17 protein-coding genes are annotated in these 23,996 nt (G+C 40.0%); 11 read left to right on the top strand and 6 right to left on the bottom strand.

All coding sequences use genetic code 11. From position 1 onward, the window contains the following. Positions 1 to 141: 141 nt before the first annotated feature. Positions 142 to 714 (bottom strand): GNAT family N-acetyltransferase, encoded by a 573-nt coding sequence (locus VB733_RS04370; protein WP_323338890.1) that lies wholly within the window; start codon positions 712 to 714, stop codon positions 142 to 144. 247 nt (positions 715 to 961) lie between these two features. On the opposite strand from VB733_RS04370, the gene VB733_RS04365 reads away from it, so the two are divergent. The 3 genes from VB733_RS04365 (at position 962) to VB733_RS04355 (ending at position 5,507) form a co-directional block, all read left to right on the top strand. After that, positions 962 to 4,222, top strand: coding sequence for a DEAD/DEAH box helicase (locus tag VB733_RS04365; RefSeq protein WP_323338889.1), 3,261 nt, complete (start codon positions 962 to 964; stop codon positions 4,220 to 4,222). 53 nt (positions 4,223 to 4,275) lie between these two features. After that, positions 4,276 to 5,127 carry an SWIM zinc finger family protein gene (locus VB733_RS04360; RefSeq protein ID WP_323338888.1) on the top strand — a complete coding sequence of 284 codons (852 nt, stop codon included), beginning with the start codon at positions 4,276 to 4,278 and terminating at the stop codon, positions 5,125 to 5,127. Positions 5,128 to 5,207: 80 nt separating this feature from the next. After that, positions 5,208 to 5,507, top strand: a complete 300-nt coding sequence (locus VB733_RS04355) for a CU044_2847 family protein (RefSeq protein WP_323338887.1) — start codon at positions 5,208 to 5,210, stop codon at positions 5,505 to 5,507. A 31-nt stretch (positions 5,508 to 5,538) separates the two neighbouring features. Here the strand turns inward: VB733_RS04355 and VB733_RS04350 are convergent, their stop codons facing one another. Beyond that, positions 5,539 to 6,741 (bottom strand): FtsW/RodA/SpoVE family cell cycle protein, encoded by a 1,203-nt coding sequence (locus tag VB733_RS04350; RefSeq protein WP_323338886.1) that lies wholly within the window; start codon positions 6,739 to 6,741, stop codon positions 5,539 to 5,541. Between the two features lie 809 nt (positions 6,742 to 7,550). Here VB733_RS04350 and VB733_RS04345 point away from each other — a divergent pair. Beyond that, positions 7,551 to 8,264, top strand: coding sequence for a DUF6875 domain-containing protein (locus VB733_RS04345; RefSeq protein WP_323338885.1), 714 nt, complete (start codon positions 7,551 to 7,553; stop codon positions 8,262 to 8,264). A gap of 174 nt (positions 8,265 to 8,438) precedes the next feature. Further along, positions 8,439 to 11,099, top strand: a complete 2,661-nt coding sequence (locus VB733_RS04340) for an amino acid adenylation domain-containing protein (RefSeq protein ID WP_323338884.1) — start codon at positions 8,439 to 8,441, stop codon at positions 11,097 to 11,099. 83 nt (positions 11,100 to 11,182) lie between these two features. Here the strand turns inward: VB733_RS04340 and VB733_RS04335 are convergent, their stop codons facing one another. Together VB733_RS04335 and hslO are read right to left on the bottom strand one after the other, a co-directional pair. Then, entirely contained in the window at positions 11,183 to 13,258 is a 2,076-nt protein-coding gene (locus tag VB733_RS04335; protein WP_323338883.1) for a chromosome segregation ATPase, read from the bottom strand. A gap of 164 nt (positions 13,259 to 13,422) precedes the next feature. Next, on the bottom strand, positions 13,423 to 14,322 hold the full coding sequence (gene hslO / locus VB733_RS04330; RefSeq protein ID WP_323338882.1) for an Hsp33 family molecular chaperone HslO: 900 nt from the start codon (positions 14,320 to 14,322) through the stop codon (positions 13,423 to 13,425). A gap of 273 nt (positions 14,323 to 14,595) precedes the next feature. Between hslO and VB733_RS04325 the strand changes: the two genes are divergently transcribed. From VB733_RS04325 to VB733_RS04305, 5 genes are all read left to right on the top strand, one after another. Further along, entirely contained in the window at positions 14,596 to 14,979 is a 384-nt protein-coding gene (locus VB733_RS04325) for a hypothetical protein (RefSeq protein ID WP_323338881.1), read from the top strand. 421 nt (positions 14,980 to 15,400) lie between these two features. Continuing rightward, on the top strand, positions 15,401 to 16,183 hold the full coding sequence (locus tag VB733_RS04320) for a DUF364 domain-containing protein (RefSeq protein ID WP_323338880.1): 783 nt from the start codon (positions 15,401 to 15,403) through the stop codon (positions 16,181 to 16,183). 254 nt (positions 16,184 to 16,437) lie between these two features. Beyond that, a complete protein-coding gene (locus VB733_RS04315) occupies positions 16,438 to 17,766 on the top strand; it encodes a general stress protein (protein WP_323338879.1) in 1,329 nt (442 codons plus the stop codon). A gap of 283 nt (positions 17,767 to 18,049) precedes the next feature. Then, complete coding sequence (locus tag VB733_RS04310) at positions 18,050 to 18,508, top strand: CAAD domain-containing protein (protein ID WP_323338878.1); 459 nt, start codon at positions 18,050 to 18,052, stop codon at positions 18,506 to 18,508. Between the two features lie 365 nt (positions 18,509 to 18,873). Next, on the top strand, positions 18,874 to 19,281 hold the full coding sequence (locus VB733_RS04305) for a hypothetical protein (RefSeq protein WP_323338877.1): 408 nt from the start codon (positions 18,874 to 18,876) through the stop codon (positions 19,279 to 19,281). Positions 19,282 to 19,550: 269 nt separating this feature from the next. On the opposite strand, the gene VB733_RS04300 is transcribed toward VB733_RS04305, so the two are convergent. Together VB733_RS04300 and VB733_RS04295 are read right to left on the bottom strand one after the other, a co-directional pair. Beyond that, on the bottom strand, positions 19,551 to 21,125 hold the full coding sequence (locus VB733_RS04300) for a metallophosphoesterase (RefSeq protein WP_323338876.1): 1,575 nt from the start codon (positions 21,123 to 21,125) through the stop codon (positions 19,551 to 19,553). Between the two features lie 122 nt (positions 21,126 to 21,247). Continuing rightward, positions 21,248 to 22,204, bottom strand: coding sequence for a YegS/Rv2252/BmrU family lipid kinase (locus VB733_RS04295; RefSeq protein ID WP_323338875.1), 957 nt, complete (start codon positions 22,202 to 22,204; stop codon positions 21,248 to 21,250). Between the two features lie 701 nt (positions 22,205 to 22,905). Here VB733_RS04295 and hemC point away from each other — a divergent pair. Then, on the top strand, positions 22,906 to 23,877 hold the full coding sequence (gene hemC, locus VB733_RS04290; RefSeq protein WP_323338874.1) for a hydroxymethylbilane synthase: 972 nt from the start codon (positions 22,906 to 22,908) through the stop codon (positions 23,875 to 23,877). Positions 23,878 to 23,996 lie beyond the last annotated feature (119 nt).

Genomic DNA, 23,996 nt, shown 5'->3' with positions numbered 1-23,996 from the left:
AGAGTTATGAGATATTTTATATACGAGTTGAGTATTCCCATACTGAATTTCCGGCATAATTGTGGAAAAAGCCTGATTATTTAGTCAACTTCTGGTTTTTTGGCGATTTTGTACCCATCTACTAGTACGGACTGGCAATTGCTAAATTTTATTTTTCCCCTTCCCCTTTTCTTCCAGACAACGGTACATAATTACTGCATCGATGAAAGTGCGATCGTTTAGTTCTACTGCTGCCGGGATTTGCCCAATGATCTCAAAGCCCAAGGATTCCCACAGGCGCAGGGAAGGGATGTTATTGGCAAATACCAAATTGAACATCACAGCTTTGTATCCAAGCTCAAAGGCGATTTCTAACATTGCTTCTCCCATAAATCGACCTAAACCTAGCCCCCGCATTTCCCGTTGTACAATAAAGCCAGCGTTGCCAATATGGCTGCACCGTCCCGGAAAATTTGGCTTCAAGAAAAAGGCTCCTAGTATTTCCTTTGGTTTCGCTGTATTATCCGCAACTTTATGTCTGACAACAAAAGCTGCTTGATTCAGCCAATATGCTCTAAATTCTAGTTCAGTCAGAGGTTGTTTTTGGGGATAGCTTTTTCCCTCAACAATAATTAAATTAAGTAATGTTCTGACTGTTTCTTGTTCATGCGAATGCATGTAATCTAGTTCTAGATGCATCCCATTTTCTAAAATTTTATCAACAGGTAAGTCCATGATTTACTATTTTTGTTTAATATAATATAGGTGTTTTCATTTGAGTAATTTACAGGTCAATCTAAATATTTATCTAAATTATCTAAAATATCTAAATATATTTAGTTTATGTATCTGCGCTTGTAGCGAATATATGAAAATTCTAAATATAGAAAATATCATATTTTTCATTTTTTGAAAAATGCAATATTAAGTATTTGTTAGTTTTAAATTAAAAATTCAAGAAGATAAATTAGTTAATTTGCACATGGCAATCTTACACGGTAGTTGGATAATTAAAAATCAAACAAACTGTCTATTCATTTGGGGAGAAACTTGGCGTTCTCTGGATGACAACTCAAATTTGACTTTAGCAGATGAATTACCTTTAAATCCTTTTGTGATGTCATCTGTGGATTTATGGGAATGGATGCAAACTTTACCAATTATCCTGCCGAAGTCTCTACAACCAAATATTTCTCCCACAACCCAATCTAAGGCAACCTCAAATCGGCGAACAACAAAAGCAACTAAAAGTAATCCCATTAATTTAGCGATCGCATCCGAAATCATTGCTCTACCTAGTCATGTGATAATTAGTCATCATGGCGAAAATATGACAATATCACCAATCCATTATGGAGAAATTCTTGAAGATGAACAAACACAGCTAAAATCTCTGTATCTTCAACCTTGGCGAGTCGAAGGATTTTATCTCAATCCCCATGAAGCAATCAAATTACTGGCATCTTTACCTCTAAACATTGCCAGTGGCGAGAGTCAGTTTTTAGGTGCAGATTTACGATTCTGGATGCAAATTGCTCGTTGGAGTCTCGATTTAATTGCACGATGTAAGTATTTGCCCAATATTCAATCACAGCCAAATAATCTACCAAATAATACCTTTACAACTTCCTGGCAAGCACTCTTAGATAGTGCAGTTGATACCACCAGATTAGAGAAATTTTCGCACTTGATGCCTTTAGCATGTCGAACTTACCAGAAAAATGGTGAGCGTGAAAACAATTCTCCATTTAATATAGACTTGCCCAGAGAACCTCAAGAATTAATTATCGACTTTCTCAACTCCACAATTAACGTCAGCGTGCGCGGAATGATTACTCCTCCCGCAGCTGCAGAAGCACGTTTGCTAGCAGCATTACCCACAGCAGTACGTCAGTGGTTGCAAGGATTAACAACAACATCCAATGCTATCAATGCCAATCCTCCAGAAGTAGAACGCTTGCAGGCAGCACTCAAAGCTTGGATGATGCCATTAGAGTATCAAATGGCAGGGAAAACGCTATTTCGCACCTGTTTTCAATTGCAATCGCCAGAAGCTGGAGAAAATCAGTGGATTTTAGCTTATTTTCTGCAAGCATCAGATGATAGCGAATTTTTAGTTGATGCGGCAACAATTTGGCAACAACCGATTGAACGTTTCCTGTATCAAAATCGAACAATTGAACAGCCCCAGGAAACATTTTTGCGGGGTTTGGGGCTAGCCTCAAGGTTATATCCTCCCATTGCCGAGAGTCTGGAAAGTGAATCTCCGACATTTTGTCACCTAAGCCCCATGCAAGCTTACGAATTTATCAAATCCGTAGCTTGGCGTTTGGAAGATAGCGGCTTGGGCGTGATTTTACCACCTAGTTTGGCGAATCGTGAAGGTTGGGCAAATCGCTTGGGTTTAAAAATTACAGCCCAAAACTTACAACAGCCAGGACGTTTGAATTTGCAGAGTTTGTTAAATTTCCAATGGCAATTAGCAATTGGGGGACAAACTATTTCTAAACAGGAATTTGATCGTTTAGTTGCCTTAAATAGCCCCCTAGTGGAGATTAACGGCGAATGGGTGGAATTACGATCGCATGATATCAAAACAGCACAAAACTTTTTTGCATCTCGCAAAGAAGAAATGTCACTTTCCTTAGAGGATGCATTGCGGTTAAGTTCGGGAGATACCCAGAGTATCGAAAAATTACCCGTAGTTAGCTTTGAAGCTTCAGGAGCTTTACAGGAACTAGTTAACGCCTTAACTAATAATAGTGCGATCGCAACTTTAGCGACACCTAAAGACTTTCGAGGAGAATTGCGTCCCTATCAAGAGCGTGGTGTTGCTTGGTTAGCATTTCTGGAACGTTGGGGTTTAGGCGCTTGTCTCGCAGATGATATGGGATTGGGTAAAACAATTCAGTTCATCGCCTTTTTATTACACCTCAAAGAACAAAATACGATTGAAAATCCCACACTACTTGTTTGTCCCACATCAGTATTGGGAAACTGGGAACGTGAGTTTAAAAAATTTGCACCAACTCTCAAAGTTTTACAATATCATGGCGATAAAAGACCTAAAGGAAAAGCTTTTGTAACGGCAATCAAAAAACATGATTTAGTCATTACTAGTTATTCACTCGTCCACAGAGATATTAAGGAATTGCAGCAGGTAATTTGGCAAAATATCGTCCTCGATGAAGCTCAAAATGTCAAAAATGCTGATGCCAAGCAATCGCAAGCCGTACGGCAATTAGAAGCTAGTTTTCGTATTGCTTTAACTGGGACTCCTGTAGAAAACCGTTTGCAAGAACTTTGGTCAATTCTCGACTTTCTCAACCCTGGATATTTAGGCAATAAACAATTTTTCCAAAGACGTTTTGCAATGCCAATTGAAAAATATGGCGATACATCCTCACTTTCACAACTGCGTTCTTTGGTACAACCATTCATTTTACGAAGGTTAAAGTCAGACCGCGATATTATTCAAGATTTACCAGAAAAACAAGAAATGACGGTATTTTGTGGTTTGACTTCCGAACAAGCCACACTCTATCAACAAGTTGTCGAAAAATCCTTAGCTGAAATTGATCAAGCCGATGGTTTACAACGACGGGGAATGATTTTAGCATTATTAATCAAACTCAAACAAGTTTGCAATCACCCCGCACAATATCTCAAACAAGAATCTTTAAATCAACAACATTCAGGTAAGTTACAACGATTAGAAGAAATGCTTGATGTTGCTTTAGCTGAAGGAGACAGAGCTTTAATTTTTACACAATTTGCCGAATGGGGTAAATTACTAAAACCGCATTTAGAAAAACAATTAGGTCGAGAAATATTCTTTTTATATGGAAGCACTAGTAAAAAACAACGTGAGGAAATGATTGATAGATTTCAACATGACCCCCAAGGACCACCAATCATGATTTTATCATTAAAGGCAGGAGGTGTAGGCTTAAATTTAACGCGAGCTAATCATGTTTTTCACTTTGATAGATGGTGGAATCCCGCAGTTGAGAATCAAGCTACAGACCGAGTATTTCGTATTGGTCAAACTAGAAATGTACAGGTACATAAATTTGTTTGTACAGGTACATTAGAAGAAAAAATTCATGACATGATCGAAAGTAAAAAACAACTCGCAGAACAAGTTGTCGGCGCTGGCGAAGATTGGTTAACCGAACTCGATACAGACCAATTACGAAATTTACTATTATTAGATAGAAGCACAGTTATTGAAGAAGATTAGTCAGTTTTCTAATTTTAGAATCCATCACCAATTAGTTAGAAATCAAAATAATTATGTCTAATGATACATTACAAGCAAGTCGTGAATGGTGGTCACAAAGATGGTTAGAATTACTTGATTCTTATCGCTTTAAAAAACGCTTAGAACGGGCAAGAAATTACTCCCGTCAAGGTAATGTTTTAAGCATAGAATTTAAAGGCGCAAAAGTATTAGCAAAAGTCCAAGGTAGCGAACCAGAACCCTATAAAGTATCTCTTTCTCTTGAACCTTTTAGTGATGAAGAATGGGGCTATGTAATCGAAGCAATGTCTCAAAAGGCAATTTTTGCGGCGAAACTTCTAGCTGGGGAAATGCCACAAAATATCGAAGCAGTATTTACCTCTAGTGGTTTATCCTTGTTTCCATTTACCTTATCAGATGTTCGTAGTAAATGCTCTTGTCCCGATAAAGCTAATCCCTGTAAACATGTCGGTGCAGTTTACTATCAATTAGGAGATAGATTCAGCGAAGACCCTTTTGTATTATTTCAATTACGGGGACGTACAAAAGCAGAAATTATTAGTAATTTACGCAATTTACGTAGAGAAGATAGTGGGAATAATACCGAAATTATCGAGACAGAAATCATTGAAGCTCAAGAGCAGTTACCAACAAAACAATATCCAGTCAACTTGGAATCTTACTGGAAATATGACGAACCATTGGAACCTTCATTAGTAGTAATTGCACCATCCACTAGCGAAAATATTTTGAATCTATTAGGGGCAATTCCTTTAGCCAAAGAAGAAGAAAATATGGCGAATTTCTCGGCGGCAGATATTGTGACAAAATACTTAGATAGCATTTATAAAGATGTCAGCCAAAAAGCAATGATTGCAGCTATGAATGTTGGCGACAACAATTAATTAAAATTTCTCCGCATCCCCGCGTCTCTAAGTCTCCGTGTCAGTTTTAATAATAAGTATTCAACCAGATATGATATTAGATGGAATCCCAAAACAAAGTTGTATCAGTTGAACTAGCAGATGGTACAGTTGTGAAAGTTGAAGCAACTCTGATTAGCGATCGCAAAATCGGATTGGAAACTCGACCTTTTAGCGAAGCTACTCTTGCTATCAAATCTCTAGCTCAAGAAATTGCTGAAACCGTACAAACAATTAAACCCAATAAAGCCAAAGTTCGCTTTGGAATCGAAATTGGCGTAGATGCAGGTAAACTAACGGCTGTACTCGCCAAAGGAGTTAGTACAGCCAACATCGAAATCACTTTGGAATGGGACAGTTAACGTTTTTTCCCTTTTCCCGAAAAAATCTAACCTATCCTATCGTTGTAGTGCCTCTGCGTCTTCTTCCCTTGGGCAATTCCCGATTGATGGGGACAACTTCCGCTTCATTACTTTCTCGCGCCACCCGAATTAATATCCCCGCAGCCAGTAAACTCGCAATCATCGAATTACCACCGTAACTAAACAAAGGCAACGGTAAACCAGTTGTTGGTAATGCACCCGTAGTCACACCAATATGTAGCAAGGATTGTCCCACCATTACCACTGTAATTCCGATCGCAATCAATCGATAAATTTGATTTGTCGCCTTGATTGCCACAATTAATCCCAAAGTGGCATATATTGCCAGCATTGTCAGCAATACCATACAGCCAATAAATCCAAACTCCTCCGCAAACACAGAAAAAATAAAATCTGTATCCTGGATGGGTAGATAAAACCACTTTTGTTGTGATTGTCCAAAACCAGCGCCCATTTGTCCCCCAGAACCTACTGCTAGCAAACTTTGAACTAGCTGATAACCATTACCAGTTGCATCAGCCCAGGGATTCAGGAAGGACATTACCCGTTTGCGTTGATACTCGCGAAAACTGATACTCAGTATCGCCAGCAAGATGCCCCCAAGAGCAGTTCCACCCAGATATTTATAAGGTAATCCCGCACCAAGGGCAATTAACCAGATAGTCATCCCACAGAGGGAAGCAGTGCTAAGATTCGGTTGAGCTAAAATTCCTAAAACGACTAATCCAAAAACAGCTAACCAAGTAAAGCGAACTCGCCAAGTTAATTTATCCCATTGTCCGAATAGTCTAGCACTTTGCATAACCAAAAATGGTTTAATTAATTCGGATGGTTGAATTGGAATTGGTCCCAATAACCGACGTGCGGCACCCAAATCACTTTTTCCCAGCCCGGGAACCAAGGTGACGAAAATTAAAAGTAAAAATAGGAAGATAAACCAATGAGATATCCCGGACAACTTCCGAATTGGTGTATTTACAACTATATTGAATCCAAATAAACCGACAACAACCCAAATCAGTTGCCGTCCAAAGTAATACAAACCATCTTTATAACGAGCATCGGCAAGGGGATAGGATGCGGAAAATAAAACAACAAGCCCTATAAACAGCCAAAGCATTGTTATCCAACGCAGTAAACGTGCCTCTAAAGCCCAACTGTTAACAGAGTCATCTAGGAATGGTATAGGTAGTAAACGGCGAATTATCTTCACGGGTATATGGATGAAGTAGATAGTTATATAAAGTTAAAGAGTAGTATCGCAGTCTCCCATTGGTTCGCACCCGACTTATTTGTTCTTATTTGTTCTGATTTTGTTGTTGTGGAAGTACGATACTCCGTATCGCAGCCAATACTACACCCAAACTTCCATATCTGCAAATGTTACATCAGTCTCACTTGTTCCTTGATACCAAAAAGTAGATATATTGATGTTGCTGAATTGCTGATTTTAGCTGAGGAATCTACGGAAATAAATCAAGACTTTTATTTTCATCAGTAATTTTGACATTCCGGAAGCCTCAGTATATTTAATTGACACTTAATTAAAAATATACAAAATCTTTAAGAACAAATACGTTTATCAAAAAATGATTTGATAAACTGTCTGAAGTACAAAAAATTACACCTCATAAAATCATTTATGCATTATCTTTATTCAGACATTTGACAAAACTTTAAAAATTATAAATGAATTTAAGCATAATCTTCATGATTGTCGGCTGAAAACAAGTAAAAATACAGTTTATGACTGAGTCAGTCTAATTACAGTAATACATAGTAATCAAACACCATCAGGGATTGAGAAATTAATTGTTGTTCACTGTTTCCTGAAGTGCTGACTACAAAATGATGATTCATCAATATTTTGTATACCAATGATTTATTTACCTGATTCACAGAATCATTTATCGGAAGTAAGTTCATGAGTAGCCGCATATTTTAATTTTCATGCATTCTGACACTAATTAACTCCCCTAATTATTTTTCTCAAGTATTTAGTCTTCCTAATGGTAATCATATATGCAACTATATACCTCTCAAGAAATTGATAAATTTCAACAGGATTTACCGTACTTAATTGAGATATCTACATGGGTAAGAAACTTTTTGGCAAAGCCACATCCAGACTTAGGTAGAAGCGGTAAAGTATGTCCTTATGTACCTTTTGCTTTAAAAGCCGATACAATCCAGTTAGCAGTAATTCGACCCAAAAAGCTTATTCAGCAAGAAATAGAAGATATTGTCAGAAAATATCGTGATGTATTTTTACAGGCAGAACCAACAACTGGAGAGGCAACAATATATAAAGTCTTCTTGCTAATTTTCCCTAGTATTCAAATAGAAAATACTCCAACTTTAATTGACGAAGTCCAACAAAAATTAAAACCTTACTTTGTAGAAGCAGGGCTGATGCTGGGAGAATTTCATCTGCGTAATCAAAGCCCAGGCTTACATAATCCTGATTTCCGTCCTCTTCGCAGCCCTGTACCGATACTAGCTATTCGGTTTATGGTAGAACAGGATTTACCTTTTCTCAAAAGTTCTCATGACGCACCACAAATCCGCATTAAATACTTAGAAACCTACTTACAACGTTTTTCTAACCAATTTAAAGACGACAAAAACTATTATCAAGCAATTCACGCTTTAGCTGTAGCTAAGCAGGAATTAAGAGAAAATAAATCTTCACCAATATCTAACTTTTCCAAATGTCCATTTAGCTCTATTCACTAACTCTATTCATTAAAAATCAGAGAATATTGCAAGGTTTTATATATTGATGATTCGGAATATGAGAATTTGTAAAATTCCCACATCATATCCATGATTCCGAGAAAAAATACAATTAAATACAGTTTTTATGGGAACTTCCAAGCACGGAACTTTGTATTAATAGCTACTAAAAATATGCAAACAGCAAGTCATAAAGTATACACTAAGTCTCAAAATCAGCAAGAACATCTGAAAGATATCGATAATTGTTTTCACAATTTGGGTAAACAATGTGTACAGCAGATGTTTGAGACACAAGCATTACAAACACCTGATGCAGTAGCAGTAGTATTTGCCGAGAAATCGCTTACCTATCAAGAATTAAATCAGCAAGCCAATCAACTTGCACATTACTTAAAAACTCTAGGTGTCAAACCAGAAGTAATGGTAGGAATTTATGTAGAACGTTCCCTAGAAATGATAGTAGCGATATTAGGCGTTCTCAAAGCTGGAGGTGCTTACGTACCCATAGACCCCAATTATCCACCGGAACGGGTGAATTTTATCTTAGAGGATACACAAACACCTTTTCTCCTCACACAAGAAAATCTATTACCGCATCTAGAAAACACCACAGCACAATTATTTTGTCTCGATTCCCAGTGGACTGAACTAGCTCAACAAAGTCAAGACAATCCAGACTGCGAGACAAACATTGAAAATTTAATGTATGTTATTTACACCTCTGGTTCTACCGGAAAACCTAAAGGTGTGATGGTTCCTCACCGTGGTATTGTCAACCAACTATATTGGCGACAAACAACCTTCGGTTTAAGTAATACAGATAAAGTTTTACAAAATATTCCCTTTAGTTTCGATCCTTCAGTGTGGCAAATATTTTGGACTCTTTGCTATGGAGGACAATTAGTTTTACCTCATGGGCAAGGACATAAAGATACAGCCTACCTAGTTAAACTCATCGCCGAACAGCAAATTACCATTACAGCTTTTGTCCCCTCAATGCTGCGGGTGCTTTTAGAAGAAGAAGGTATCAAAGCTTGTCAATGTTTGCGACATATTTCCTGCGGCGGGGAAGCTTTAACAATGGATTTAGTTAAACTATTCTGCGATCGCACAAATTTACAGGGAGTATTATGTAATGTTTATGGTCCCACGGAAGCTTCCATCGATGCAACTTTTTGGCAATGCCTAAGTGCAGATGACTTGGCTGTTGCACCAATCGGTAAAGCCATTACCAACGCGGATATTTATATATTGGACGAAAATTTACAACCAACTCCCATAGGTGAACCTGGAGAAATTCACATTGGGGGAATCGGTTTAGCAAGGGGTTATCTGAACCGCCCTGAACTGAGCTATGAAAAATTTATTCCTCACCCTTTGAACCCAGAACCGACAGCAAGACTCTACAAAACTGGAGATTTAGGGCGCTTTTTAGCCGATGGTAATATTGAATTTCTCGGACGGATTGATCATCAAGTCAAAATTCGTGGTTTCCGCATTGAATTAGGAGAAATTGAAGCCACTTTGTTACAACTTCCGCATATCCGGGAAGCGGTAGTTATTGCCCGTCAAGATACATCAGTAGAGAAGCGCTTAGTTGCTTATCTGGTTCCCCAAGTTGGACAAACAATCAAAGTCAGGGAAATTCGTCGCTATCTCCAGCAAAAATTAGCCGACTACATGGTTCCTGCGATATTTGTGGTTTTAGAAAGCTTACCACTGAACCCGAACGGTAAAATCGATCGCCAGGCATTACCGATTCCCAACCCCACCCGTCCCGAACTCGAACCAGAATTTATGGCGGCGCGATCGCAATTAGAAGCTCAATTAGCAGAAATTTGGCAGGAATTGCTGGGAATTGAAGCGATCGGCATCCACGACAATTTCTTTGAGTTGGGAGGTAGCTCTCTGCTAGCTGTGCGGATGCTGGCACAAATTGAACATAGATGTAAGCAAAAATTACCTCTGACAACGTTTTTACAGGCGACAACAATTGCCGAACTGGCAGATATTCTCCAAAAAGAAGATCATTCTGAACTTTGGTCAACTTTAGTACCCATTCAACCAAATGGCAAAAAACCACCTCTGTTTTTTATTCACGGTGCAGATGGAAACGTTCTCGTTTTTCAGCACTTAGTCAAATATTTAGACTCAGAACAGCCAATTTACGGATTACAAGCTCATATACTTGATGGCAAAAAAGATATCCGTCAGCGAATAGAAGATATTGCGACTGAGTATATCCAATATATCCGTAACGTACAACCACAAGGTCCCTACAATCTTTGTGGTTATTCAGTTGGTGGTGTAATTATATTTGAAATGGCACAGCAACTCCTAGCCCAAGGGGAAGATGTGGGGCTACTTGCATTATTAGATACTACCTGCCCAAAATATTACAGACAACTATCGCTCGGAAATTGGCTGGCTTATCACTGGCAGACATTCAAGAATTTGAAATTAGCACACAAGCTCATCTATTTACAGGGTGGATTACAAGAGCGTTGGAGAAAAACCGTTATTGCGATTCAAGAAATAGTATCTCCATCAATTCCCACAGTGAATAAAACCTCAGACGAAGAAGAAATATTTTCTCGTTTCGTAAATGCCGTTTGTGATTACATTCCCCAAATGTATCCCGGCAAAATCATCCTATTCCGTTGTCTAGAACAAATTTGGTGGGTACAACACGATCGCCAATTAGGTTGGGCTGAACTCACAGAAAAACCAGTGGAAGTAATTGATGTCCCCGGACATCATGATCATTTGATTAGCATCAATCATGAGTTTATAGGAGTTCAACTATCTAATTACTTAACCTCAAATACTTAATCAATTAACGCAGAATATCAAAAAATATTGGGGCACTACTAAATAGTAATGCCCTTCAGATTGTCAAATATTCGTTATAAATCTTATTGCTCAGTTGTCGTGGATTCTTGAGGTTGTGGTTGTGCTTGTTCAGTTGGCAGTGGTATCGGGTTGAGGAATTCACGCCAAGCACGAATTTGTTGTCGCGCTTGACTATAGGCTGCTGTACCCCGTGGGATTAACTGTGCCGTCTGAATAGCCCTGTTGATATCCGATTCAGATTGCGATCGCGCGATATCCAACAACTGCTGACTCCATTGGTCGAGTGCTGGGTTAACATCGTTGCGTAAACTGCTACTGGCGGGAATTTTGTTAGCGATACTCATTGCTTCCGATAATGCATCCGGGGTTCCACGTAAAGCAACTGCCCGTGCCTTGTCCCAATTATCACGAGAGGTCACTTGTACCTGCCAATCGTTAATTGCCGATTGGGCTTCACCAGCCAAAGCTCGATTGCCAGTAATTTGGCTGGCGGTTTGGATTGCTCCGGCAAAGTCCCCATTATTTGCCAACTGCCTAGCTCTGTCTAAATAAGGTTGGTCTTGGGCACGTTGAATAATTGCTGTCCATTCACTGATTTTTTTGCGTGCTTCTGGATACAATGCCCGTCCACGGCGAATTTGACTAGCTTCCGCGATCGCAGCTTGGAGGGAAACATTATCCTGAGAATAGGCTAATTGTTCGGCACGGTCTAAAAATGGGCGGTCTTGAATAGTTTGTACCTGGGCAATCCAACGACTAATTTCTTGACGAGCCTCCCGCGAACGGGGGTTATTGGCGGGAACTAACTGAGCCTCGGCAACTGCTGCGCTTAAGTCTGCAATTGAACCTTGACTTGCCAGCATTCTAGCTTTATCCAAACGCACAACATCACCAATTTCTAATTGCCAACCAGCAATTAGCTGCTGCGCTTTTTGATACACCGCTCGTTCGGGTTGGATTTGCTGGGCTTGGGCGATCGCTGATTCTAATCCTAATACTGTACCAATCCAGGCGTTACGCTGCGCCTCGGCAATTGCAATAAAGTCTTCGGTTTCGGTTTGCAAACCAGCGTTGATGGGAATTTGCTGGGCGATAGAAATGGCATCATCGGCATCGCGTCTTTCCAACTTCTTCTCGGCAATATTCAGCATTTGCCGACCAAAAACCGGTATTGCCTCCTGAGCCTTTTGGTAAACATAGCTATCATTACTTACCGATTCAGCTAATTTAATGGCTTCAATAATTTTATCGACAACACCCGTTTTCGCTAAATCTTCAGCTTTTGCTAACTTCTCACCATCTTCACGAGACTTGGTAATCAAGTCATTTAACTGCTGGTACTTAATTGTTTCCCAATACTTATTATCTAAACGCAGTAACTTTGATGCTGTCATAAACGCTTGCTGCCAGCGTGTATTACGCATTGCATCTTCAGTTTCTTTGTAAATCTCCTCACCTTTTGTCCAAATCGACTGCCAATTTTGGATTTTCTCCTCGACTAATTTATAGGCAGGCATATCACTGGGAATACGTTTTGCTGTGGCGATCGCTTCGTTCAGTTTCCCAGCTTGAAAACTCTCGTCGGCTAAAGTCAACACATCCTTCGACCATTCCTCTAATAAACGGTCTACTTCCCCGCGTAAAGGGTGATTTTCTGGCAACCCCTTCACTAATTCGATCGCTTGTAATAAGTCGTTAACTGTTTGTTTTGAGGCTGCCAATTGAGCGCAATGCATTCGTACGGAGGCACTGGCGAGGGGCCAAAAAATTTCCGGGCAGTTGGGTGCAGCCGGCAACTTCAACAGCATTGCCATAGAAACAAAAGCGATCGTCCCTGGCACAAAAGCTAACAAGCCCGTCCACAAAATCCAACTTTTTGTCCAACGCGGCAACTTTCCCGAACTTTTACTTGTTGCCGATACTGGCTCTTGCGGTTCGCTTTGTAGCACTGTTTTTCCAGATTGACTTGTTTTTTGCTGCTTCACAGACTTGGTGGTTGACTTAGCACTTGAATTTGTACCAGGGACACCAGACATATTACTTCCATTAACTTGTTGTTTCCGGGATAGTTGGGTCGCATCATCCGATTCGCCGACCGTGGAAGAAGAAAAACCTTCTGGAACATCCCGTTCTCTCATCGCTCACACCAAAATGATTTTATAACGATCTGTATTTATTTGCGATCGAAACCTACGTTGTTGCCATCGTAACTTTCTCCTTCAGAAAAAGCTAGCACCCAGACTATCATATCTCCACCAATACCATCTTCACTAAATTTAGATAGTTCCCTTTTATACCACTTCTAAACCAAGGATTCAGTCTGCAATTCACCGATTAGCTGTTCTAAATGCTCGCTACTAGCTTGATATACTGAGCCACAAAACTCACATGTTGCCTCCGCGCCATTATCTTTGCTGATCATATCTTCTAGTTCCGACTCTCCTAACAATTTCAAAGCACCCAAAACTCTGTCAAATGAACAACCACAGTGGAAACGCAACATTTGGGTATCAGGAAAAATATGCAGTCCCATATCGCCCAAAATATCCTGAAAAATTTCATTTAAACTCTTACCAGCTTGCAGCAAGGGGGTGAAGTCTGTCAAAGCAGCCATACGGGACTCTAAGGTTTCCACAAGAGCTTCATCATGAGAGACTTTCGGCAAAACCTGCACCAATAAGCCACCTGCTGCGGTGACTCCACTTTCTTCAACAAATACACCCACAATTAAACCGGAAGGAGTTTGTTCGGAGGTGACTAAATAATAAGCAACATCTTCACCAATTTCACCCGAAACAAGCTCTACAGTGCTGGAATAAGGATAACCATAACCGATATCGCGGACAACATACAGAAAGCCTTTCCCAACTATGCCACCAACATCTAATTTACCTCTGGCATTTTTTGGTAATTCCGCTAGTGGATTATGGACATAGCCACGCACTGTTCCATCCAGACCCGCATCTACCAATATACCCCCCAAAGGACCATCGCCTTTGACGCGGAGATTAACCCGCGAACCAGGTCTTTTCATACTTGATGCCATCAGCAACCCGCAAGTCATTGTCCTCCCTAAAGCAGCAGTTGCATCGGGAGAAAGTTTGTGACGCTGCCGCGCTTCTTCTGTCAGTTTTGTAGTGATAGCGCCAACTACTCTAATGCTACCATCGGCTGCCGTAGCGCGAATTAACCGATCCACCATGATACCCCTTACATTTCTTAATACACACTTCTTTATATTTTAATGCGTTATTGGTTATTGTTAGGTCGCGAAAAAGGCGAATCAGGGAGTTGTGGAGAATTGGTAATTTCTAGCTCCTGAAGCCCAATAGCCAATGATGGATACTTCTGTAACGGAGGGAAGCAAGCCATAGAAGTATTTCCCCCAAATCCCAGACAGATAGTTAAAATTACATGTAGCTAGCAACTAACTATTAACCATTAACCATTAACCATTAATCCATCACCTATTAACATGCTTGGTAATTTTCAACAAAGCCAATTAAGAATCGAGGTAGAAGCTACCGCAGAAGCAATTCGTAATAGTTTACTCCGTTCTGCACAGTTGGAAAAATGGCTTCCTTCTGGTGGTTTTACTACAGGAATGCCCGAAGAACTGCATCCAGGGTTGCAATTTACCAGAAAAATCGGACCATTTGCAATTGAACATAAAGTGGATATTGCCACTTCTAATTCTCTACGCTTGCTATTAAGTCAGGGAATTGATGGTTTTCATGAATGGTATTGGGGTGAAGGTTGGGTGCAGTCACGAATTGAAGGTGTAACGATTTTTCCTATTTCCTTGGGACAAACTCTAAGTTTGTTAAGTTTGCAACAGTTTTTAACAAATAAAGATTAATCAAAATCTAAAGATTAATCAAAAATTTAGAGACGCGATATCTAAGAGAACATTTATAAAGTAAATATTAAGGATAGTCACGTAGGGAGAAACCCGGTTTCTCATCAAAAAGTCAGATGATGCTCGATACTTAAATCCAAGAAACCGGGTTTCTTTGGTTCTAAGGTTCACTTTCTACATGATATCTAATGTCTCTAGAGCAGCTTTGTAGTTTTTAAATTGATAGTTTTGAGATTGATAGTTTTGAGAATTTACACACTGAGAATTGTGTTACTGAAGTTTAGTAATACGAATCACGACAATCTCTGCTGGATTCTCCTCTCCAAGCAATATTCGGAATCAGAAATTGGTATTAGTTCATTTTTAACTGGGAATAGTTCATAATCCTGTTACTGTAGCCGCAGTAATCAAGAAGTGAGCTATGAAAGTACACCCACGAGAAATCTATAACCTATTAGTAGATTCTAGTCAGACGAATGCCTTAGTAAAGGAGATTATTATCGGCTTAACATGGACATACTGCCAAGTTGATGGAATTGGATTGTGCATGAGTCCCGGACAGGCAACCCGGACATTACCTTGGTCGGGGACATTGGTGAATTTACCTGTAGCAAATTTATCACCTTGGTTGAAGTCTTGGGATAGCTATCAAGCAACTGTGGCAATGGCGGTAATTAATGCTGTGATTAATTCATCCTCATCACTTTTAGCTGCTGCACAACCCTTGCCACAGGAAATCTCCCATGAGTTAGGCTCTTCTCCAAGTTTGGCAAATTTAGCTGTATTTGAGCATTTCTTGCCATTAATTCGGGGGAAACGAGTAGTCGTGATTGGGCGTTATCCCGGATTATCTATGTATGAAAAAGAAATAGATTTGACCGTACTTGAACGTCAACCGAGTCCCCAAGATTTACCTGATACCGCCTGTGAGTATCTTCTTCCTGAAGCCGACTGGGTGTTTTTAACAGCAACCTCAATTGTGAATAAAACATTTCCACGTTTGGTTGAGTTGTCGCAAAATGCCACTTTAGTCTTAATGGGACCAACTGTTCCCTGGTTAACAGATTTAGCAGATATGGGAATCAATTATTTGGCGGGTGTTGGTGTCACCGATGCAGAAGTATTACGACAGACAATTGCTGAGGGGGGAGGTGTGAGAATTTTTGATACAGGGGTGCAATATCGGGTTTGGAAATTTTCATGATAGAAGCCATAACTCCGATATCAGAAGAGTCAGTTGTGTTAGAAATTTAATTACAGATTTTACTTGCATATTTTGAGTGGTTTCAGTCAAATAAAATCTGATAATAGTGACTCGTAAGCATCTGTAAAGTATGACTATTGATAGAGATAAAACTCTAACATGTGATTGATGAAAAGCAAATTTAAAAATGTTGAAATTTACTAGAGTGAAGCAATGAAATTGTAAAAAATAATTTTTAAGAGCAAGGAACTAAAATGGTAGTCAACATACACAAAAGAGCAGTAGGTGTTTTTTCACGTCGTCAAGATGCGGAAAACGCACTACATGAGTTGAAAAATTCTGGCTTCCCAATGGAGCGAGTATCAGTAATTGCCCAAGAAAAAGACCACCGTGATAATATTGCTGGTGCTGAAGTTCGCGAAAAAGTCGGCAACCAAGCAGATGAAGGTGCCTCACTTGGCGCGGCGACAGGCGGAACCGTAGGTGGTTTAACTGGACTGTTAATCGGATTGGGAACACTGGCAATTCCTGGTATTGGTCCAATTATGTTAGCTGGTGCAACTGCAACTGCGATCGCAACTACAATTGCTGGTGCGGGGATTGGTGCAGCAGCAGGTGGTTTGTTAGGTGGGTTGATTGGCTTGGGAATTCCAGAGACAGAAGCACGTTCCTACAATACACGAGTCGAACGTGGAGATTATCTAGTCATCATAGATGGTACTGATGCTGAAATTGCCCATGCCGAACAAATTCTTCGCCTTGGTGATAGAAAATATCGTCCGATTGAAGATTTTGCCATTTATGACCAACCTAATCAAGTTAATCCTGACTACGCAACCGCAGATGTTTATCCCGCAGTTGTGACTCCAATCGCTGAAAATACGGCGCTTGGCTATACTCCTGGTGTCATGCATCAATCTATGATTCGCAATAAGCGGGCAGTTGGTGTATTTTCACATCGTAGTCATGCCGAGGCGGCACTGACAGAACTGCGTGATTCTGGCTTTGCAATGAATAATGTCTCTATTATTGGCAAAGATACTGATAATAATTTTGACGCAGTATCAAGAACTCCTATGGAAGGCAACAAAGCCGATGATGGAGCAAAAACAGGTGCTGCTACAGGAGCCACATTAGGTGGTTTAGGTGGTTTTTTAGTTGGTTTAGGTGCTTTAGCAATTCCTGGAATTGGTCCCGTGATTGCGGGTGGTGCGGCGGCAACTGCACTAGCGACAACGGTGACAGGAGGGGCAATTGGTGCGGCGGCTGGCGGTGTTGTGGGTGGACTTGTTGGTTTAGGTATCCCGGAAAATCGAGCTAGGGTATACAGCGATAGATTAAACCGGGGAAATTATATTGTCATGGTTGATGGTAGCGAAGAGGAAGTTCGACATGCCGAAACAATCCTCAGAAACCACGGTATTGAAGAGTTTGATATTTTCAATGCTACTGATATCCATTCAACTGAGCGGGAAACACCAGTAATGGATACTTCCCGTACTAACTACGCGACAGATATTAGTAGAGATATTGATACTAATGCACCTGTCGTGATTATTGATCGCCGCGAAGAAATTGTCTAGAGAAAAGTTCTGAGTGTTCGGTGCTGTATATTGATTGCTGGGAGATTTATTCTTCCAGCATGACTCATAATTACTGAGATAAGTTTAGGGGAATATATAGGGGAATATAAAATAGGCATTGCTGAATCAGAGGATGATTGAGGTTGATTTAGAAATGGGGAGATACGCTGATGTCCCTAATTTGAATAGTTAATGGCTAACGGTTAATAGTAATAATTAATAGTTAAATATAAAGATTAGGCATCAAAATTAAGATAAAAGTCGCAATTAAAAGAGGAGTTTTATGACAGTTCAAGAACCGGGACAAAACAGTAATTCGGAGATTAATCCGACTGTATCTAACGGAACTAATAGTGTTGAGAATTTAGCAAACGATAGTCTGCCTAAATTACCACCAGTCGATGAAAATACACTGGGAACACAATGGCAGAAATTTAGTTCTCAAGTGGCAATATTTTTAGAAAAATTACCAGAATATATCGGTAATTTCTGGACTCAGTACAAAGTCCAAATTACCAGTATTGTTTTAATTATAGCAGCGCTCATTTCCGTAAAAATTGTCCTGGCTATACTGAAGGCTATTAATGAGATACCCCTAATTGCCTTCTTCTTTGAACTAGTCGGAATTGCTTATATAGTTTGGTTTATTTGGCGCTATATCCTCAAAGCATCTACTCGCCAAGAACTATTATCTCAGATTAATTCCTTCAAAAAGCAAATAATTGGTAATGATGATTTGTGATCTGAATATTCAAGTTTAATTTTGGTCAAGTTTAATTTGGGATTGTAGTTGATGCGATCGCAAAATTACTAATAATTAAGTACATGTGATACATGTGGGTTTTTAACTCTTTTCGATATCAAATTTGACAATAACTTAATAATTCTTCGCAAATACCTGCCTGTTATCTTGACGGGTGGGGTTCTGTTTGCTGAATATTTTCATGCATTCTAACTTTAGTAGAAAATTAAATATATCTCCAGATAGAAAAAATACTACCAGAATCAATTCAATTCCATCCGCAAGATAGTATCAATTCAGTTACAAAATTTATAAGCTAATTGTGTAAGAAGAAACGAAAATTGCTGAACTTGGGGAATCGAGTTATGGAAAATAACGAGTCTAACAGAGGAATTGATTCATCAGAACGTGCGGAAAGAGATACATACGATCGCGGTATAATTCCAGCAGAAACAGCAGCACGGAAGGAACGGGAAGGCGAACTTTTTAAAACATTGCCTACTGAGGAAAGAACTGCTGCTGCAAATAGCGATAACCAAACAACATCAAATAGTGTTCGCACCACTGATGGTTATACTGTGGATAATGAAGGTTTGTTAAATAACTACGCAGTTGAACCGGAAATGTATTACGAAGTGCCTGGTGATGCACGTCAGCAGGCTGAAGAAGAAAAGCAATTAAGAATGCAAGAAATGCAACACATGAATGAAGATGAAGAAGGAAAGTTGACAACAGATGGTGACAAGCGAGGTAAAGGGACGGGTGTCATTTAGTTGTTGTTGAAGTCCCTATTTGAAGTCTCATTCGTGTTGATTTTGTAATGATGATTGGGTTTTGCTCAATCATCATTTTAATGTGAGTTCTCACCCAATCCAACCTAAGCTGATGTGCAGCATATAAATCAAAAACGCAAAATAATTGTAGTGCGGAGAGGAGTTTCTGGGGAGGTGTTCTTCACGGAAAATTCCGGGGCATCTTGCCCGCGTCTTATATACAAATTAGATGCGTCGCAGCTTAATCCAACCCACCCCAAATATTCTTATTATTTACCACCTACTATAAATGGTTCAATTTCTGGATGCAGCCACTGTCTTTGATACCACTCGGCAACTAAAGGGCGAATCACAAATTTTGGTACATCCCCAGCTTGAACATCTACACGTATACTAGAGTAGGGTCTTCGTCTTTGTGAACCTTGACCATTACGACCAAGAAATAATTTTGAGTTGGCAACTAAGCGAGATTCATTACTAGTAAATGTCTCCATCAAATCCACACCTTCGGGGCGCTGACGGCGCAAACTAAAGCCACTTCCCCCGCAAACAATCCAATTGATATGGGAATCTGCATGTCCGGTATCCTGGGTTTGTAAATATTCTAAACAATGGGCATGTCCATTAAATACCAAATCAACCAGGGGACGATTTTGATTCAGGGAGCCAATTGTTTCCGCAACTGCGTCGAATACTTCCCGCAAACGATAACGTATTGCTAAAGTCTGCGCTTGCTGCCATTTTGTCGCTTCAGTCACATAGGGGGGATGGTGAAAAAATATGATTCGACCCCTAACTTGGCGATTATTCCATGACTCAATCAGTTGACTTTTCAACCATTCGAGTTGTTCTATATCTACGGCTACTTCCTGTTTAGGTGCTAGTTGTTTTTCAATATCGACGATGATTTCTTCTATCTGGGTAATTTGTGCATGGGAATCGTCGAGTTGATCAGCATCTTTCGGGTTATAGGGGTTGAGTTGATTGACTTTATCGAAAATTTGCTGTTTCTGCTGTTCTAATGCTTGGCGGCTTGTTTCTAGTTGCAGTCGATGCAAGTCTCCTTCACTGGTTCTTGGGATTGGTGCTGGTTGGTTAAATGTATTGGAATCAAGTGCAAAAAAGTCAATCCCACCGTAACGAAATGTATAATAGCGATTTGGTAAACGAGTAAATTTACCAGGCTCATAGCGCAAACAATAGCCACTATCACTTTTGGCGGTGTAATGCTTGTCTAGATGATGTGCCAAGTCTCCCGGCATCATCTGGGATTTTAAGTAGTCTAGAAAAGCTTTCGCATAAGCGTCACCTGCTCGCGAACCATGCCAACCAACATCGAGGTCAAGCTTGGATTGGAGCAAACGCCGGATGGGCATTGTCCCTAAAGATACCAGGCTCCAAAAAAGAGGCAAATCATAATAATCGTGATTTCCGGGAACTGGGAATATGGGGAATTTGAAGGTCATATTATCGTAGGCGATATGGTGATAATTATCGCCATTGACAATAAATTCCCGGTAGGGTTTGAGGAAGTTTTGCTGATAGTATTCGCTGGAGCCGACTAGATAGACAACATCTCCAGTGTGGAGCATGAATCTACATTCGTCTTGATGGGGAAGCATGGCTTTAGCGACTTCGCGTTGTGGGTTGTGTCCTTGATGTTTACCAGTTCCACTATCACCAATAACCAGAAACGAAAATTCATCCCCATCATCTTTGCCATCATCAAGGACAAACCGTGTTTGGTCAATTCCTCTGGCTGTAATTAACGGGTCTTGCCAACGTACCCTTTGTTTCATCCGCCGAATTTTTTCAGCGATCGCAACCTCATATACTAGTTTCATGATTGATTAGTAGTTAATAGTTAATGGCAAATAGGTAAATGAAAAATGAGCAGAGATTGTAGATAATTTAATGATCAAAAATCTCAATTCCTATGTTTTTGTCACTTATTTTCCCCTCTTCCCTATTTTTCTTGAATTACCAAATTCGGCAATCCTTCCAGTTTTTCAAATGGTTCCAATTCTTCGACGCTAGGAACAAAAATTTTTAACGCACCTGGTATACATTTAATTTCAACTGGTGCTGCTTCTAAAACTTCGCCATCAATGGCTATTTTTTGTGGTGGGTTAGTGGTGATTTTAAATTGCTTTGCTCGTAAATAACCAATATCGTCACGTTCGGCTGCACTTCCCGATGAGGCAGTTTGAAATAAATGAAATGCACTAGCTATGGCAGCAGCTTTTGTTGCAGGGGCTACGATTGTCATGTCCAACAAGCCATCGTCAAAAATAATACCTGCATTTCCCTGGGCTAATACTGATGTTGCTGGGGCGGCGTTGGCTACTGTTACAGCCGATGCAATGGTTGTAATAATTTTGTCTTCAGTCTCAATTTCAACCTCAAAACTGCTTAAATTACGTAATTGCTGCAAACCTGCCAATATATATGCCATCACACCCAAACGGTTTTTTGCATCCCGATCTGCGAGTTCAACAGTTTCGGCTTCAAAGCCGATGCCTGCCAACAAGACCATTGGATAGCCATTACATTCTGCCGCATCAATAATTCGCGTACTTCCTTGCAAAATAACTTTACAAGCATCGGTAATTGTATCGGGAATCCCTAAGGCATTCGCAAAAGCATTTGCGGTTCCCCGTGAAATCACTCCAAAGGGGATATCAGTCCCCATCACGGCGGCGGCGGCGGCTGATAATGTTCCATCTCCACCCGATGCGATAATTGCACTTGCTCCCCTTTTGACTGCGGCGATCGCTAATTCTCCGGCACCAACATCTTTTGTGGTTAGATGAATATCTAATTCAATTTCCGGTTCTAAGATTGAGCGGATTTGTGCTAGTTCTTGTTCGGGGTCGCCCTGACCAGCAACGGGGTTAAATATGAGACAAGCAGAACGATTCATAAGCTGATGTGCAGTTAAATTGTATAAAGCGAAAATATGAATTTATTATTGTAGTGCGGGCATCCTGCCCGCTTTGTCTATATAATTTAGGCGCTTAACAGCTTAGGAACAATCGGGAGATAAGATAAAAAAATAATACCTAATGCCAAGTAACCATTAACTTTTTAAATATTTTCTATGGGCGATCGCATGAAATCTTCCTTCTTGTGGCAGGTTTTGTGGGAATTTTTGGTAGCCTAGCATAAAGAGTCGAAAATTTGAATCCAGCTTAAGCTGATTAATTAGTATTAATTTGTTCTCTGAGAAAAACTTTGTCATCAGATTCTGGACTTTCTTGGTATCTTGGTGATGTCAATATTTGCATAAGAAAATGCATCTTTTTCTACTTATTTATGTCAGTGTTATTACTCCCACAAGTTGAAGAGCGATCGCCACAACAAAAAACGAGACTACATTTGCTCAAAAACTAAATAAAAACTAAATTGTGATGATTTTGCCAATTTAAATCAATACACAAATAAAAACTAATCAAATATGTCAATCGAGAACAGTTCTTTTCTCTTGTTTACAAAAATTAGTAAAGATATATTAAAAAGTAAAAAATAATCTTGCTTAAAATCGGGCAATATTAGCTCCTATTGGTCATCGACTGCGGTAGTCTAGTTCTAGTAAATTATCTCCACACTTTGATAAGCCGCTTTATGACATCAGTTGTTTCTAGCCCGTTACGTACCGTTCGCATCGGTTCGCGCAAAAGCCAACTTGCACTAGTTCAGACATATTGGGTTCAAGAACAGCTGCAAAAAAGCTTTCCAGACATAAAATTTGAAGTTCACACCATGTCTACCCAAGGTGACAAAATCTTGGATGTAGCATTAGCGAAAATTGGCGACAAAGGGTTGTTCACCAAAGAGCTAGAACTGGGAATGATCAATCAGGAGATTGACTTTGCAGTTCATTCCCTCAAAGATTTGCCAACTAACTTACCAGAAGGGTTGACATTGGCTTGTATTACCGAACGGGAAAACCCTGCGGATGCCCTTGTAGTGCATGAAAAATATCAAGATAAGCAAATAGACACTCTACCAGAGGGTGCAGTTGTGGGAACTTCTTCGCTGCGACGATTGGCGCAGTTACGCCACCATTTTCCCCATTTACAGTTTAAAGATGTACGTGGAAACTTGAATACACGCTTGGCGAAATTGGATGCCGGCGAGTACGATGCCTTAATCCTGGCTGCGGCTGGATTACAGCGTTTAGGAATGGGCGATCGCGTACATCAAGTAATTCCCAAGGAAGTATCGCTACATGCTGTCGGACAAGGTGCATTAGGTATTGAATGTCGTGCCGAAGATCACGAAATTATATCCCTGTTAAAGGCGATCGAACATCCGCCCACACGCGATCGTTGCCTTGCGGAAAGAGCATTTTTACGAGACTTAGAAGGTGGTTGTCAAGTACCTATTGGCGTAAATACCGAGTTAAATGGTGATAATCTGACCCTTACAGGTATAGTTGCTAGTGTGGATGGACAAAATTTAGTCCAGGATTCCGTCTCTGGAAAAGCAAGCGATGCTGAAAAGTTAGGAAATGAACTTGCAAATCTTCTTCGCCAACAAGGAGCGCAAGAAATTCTCGAACAGATATTTACTGAGATTCAACGAGGTTCCTAAATCTCGGCAATATAAATCTCGTAAACCAGTGTTCACATTCAAATCTGTTCAGCTGCCAACTGGTAGTTGTTAGCCTCTTCTGAGAAAAAATCAGAAAGTCGATGAATGAACGTTGGCAG

Source organism: Calothrix sp. UHCC 0171, from assembly GCF_034931845.1.
Classification (GTDB): Bacteria; Cyanobacteriota; Cyanobacteriia; order Cyanobacteriales; family Nostocaceae; genus Brunnivagina.
Note: the sequence above shows the minus strand (reverse complement) of the source record. Positions and strands in the feature narration are given on the sequence as shown.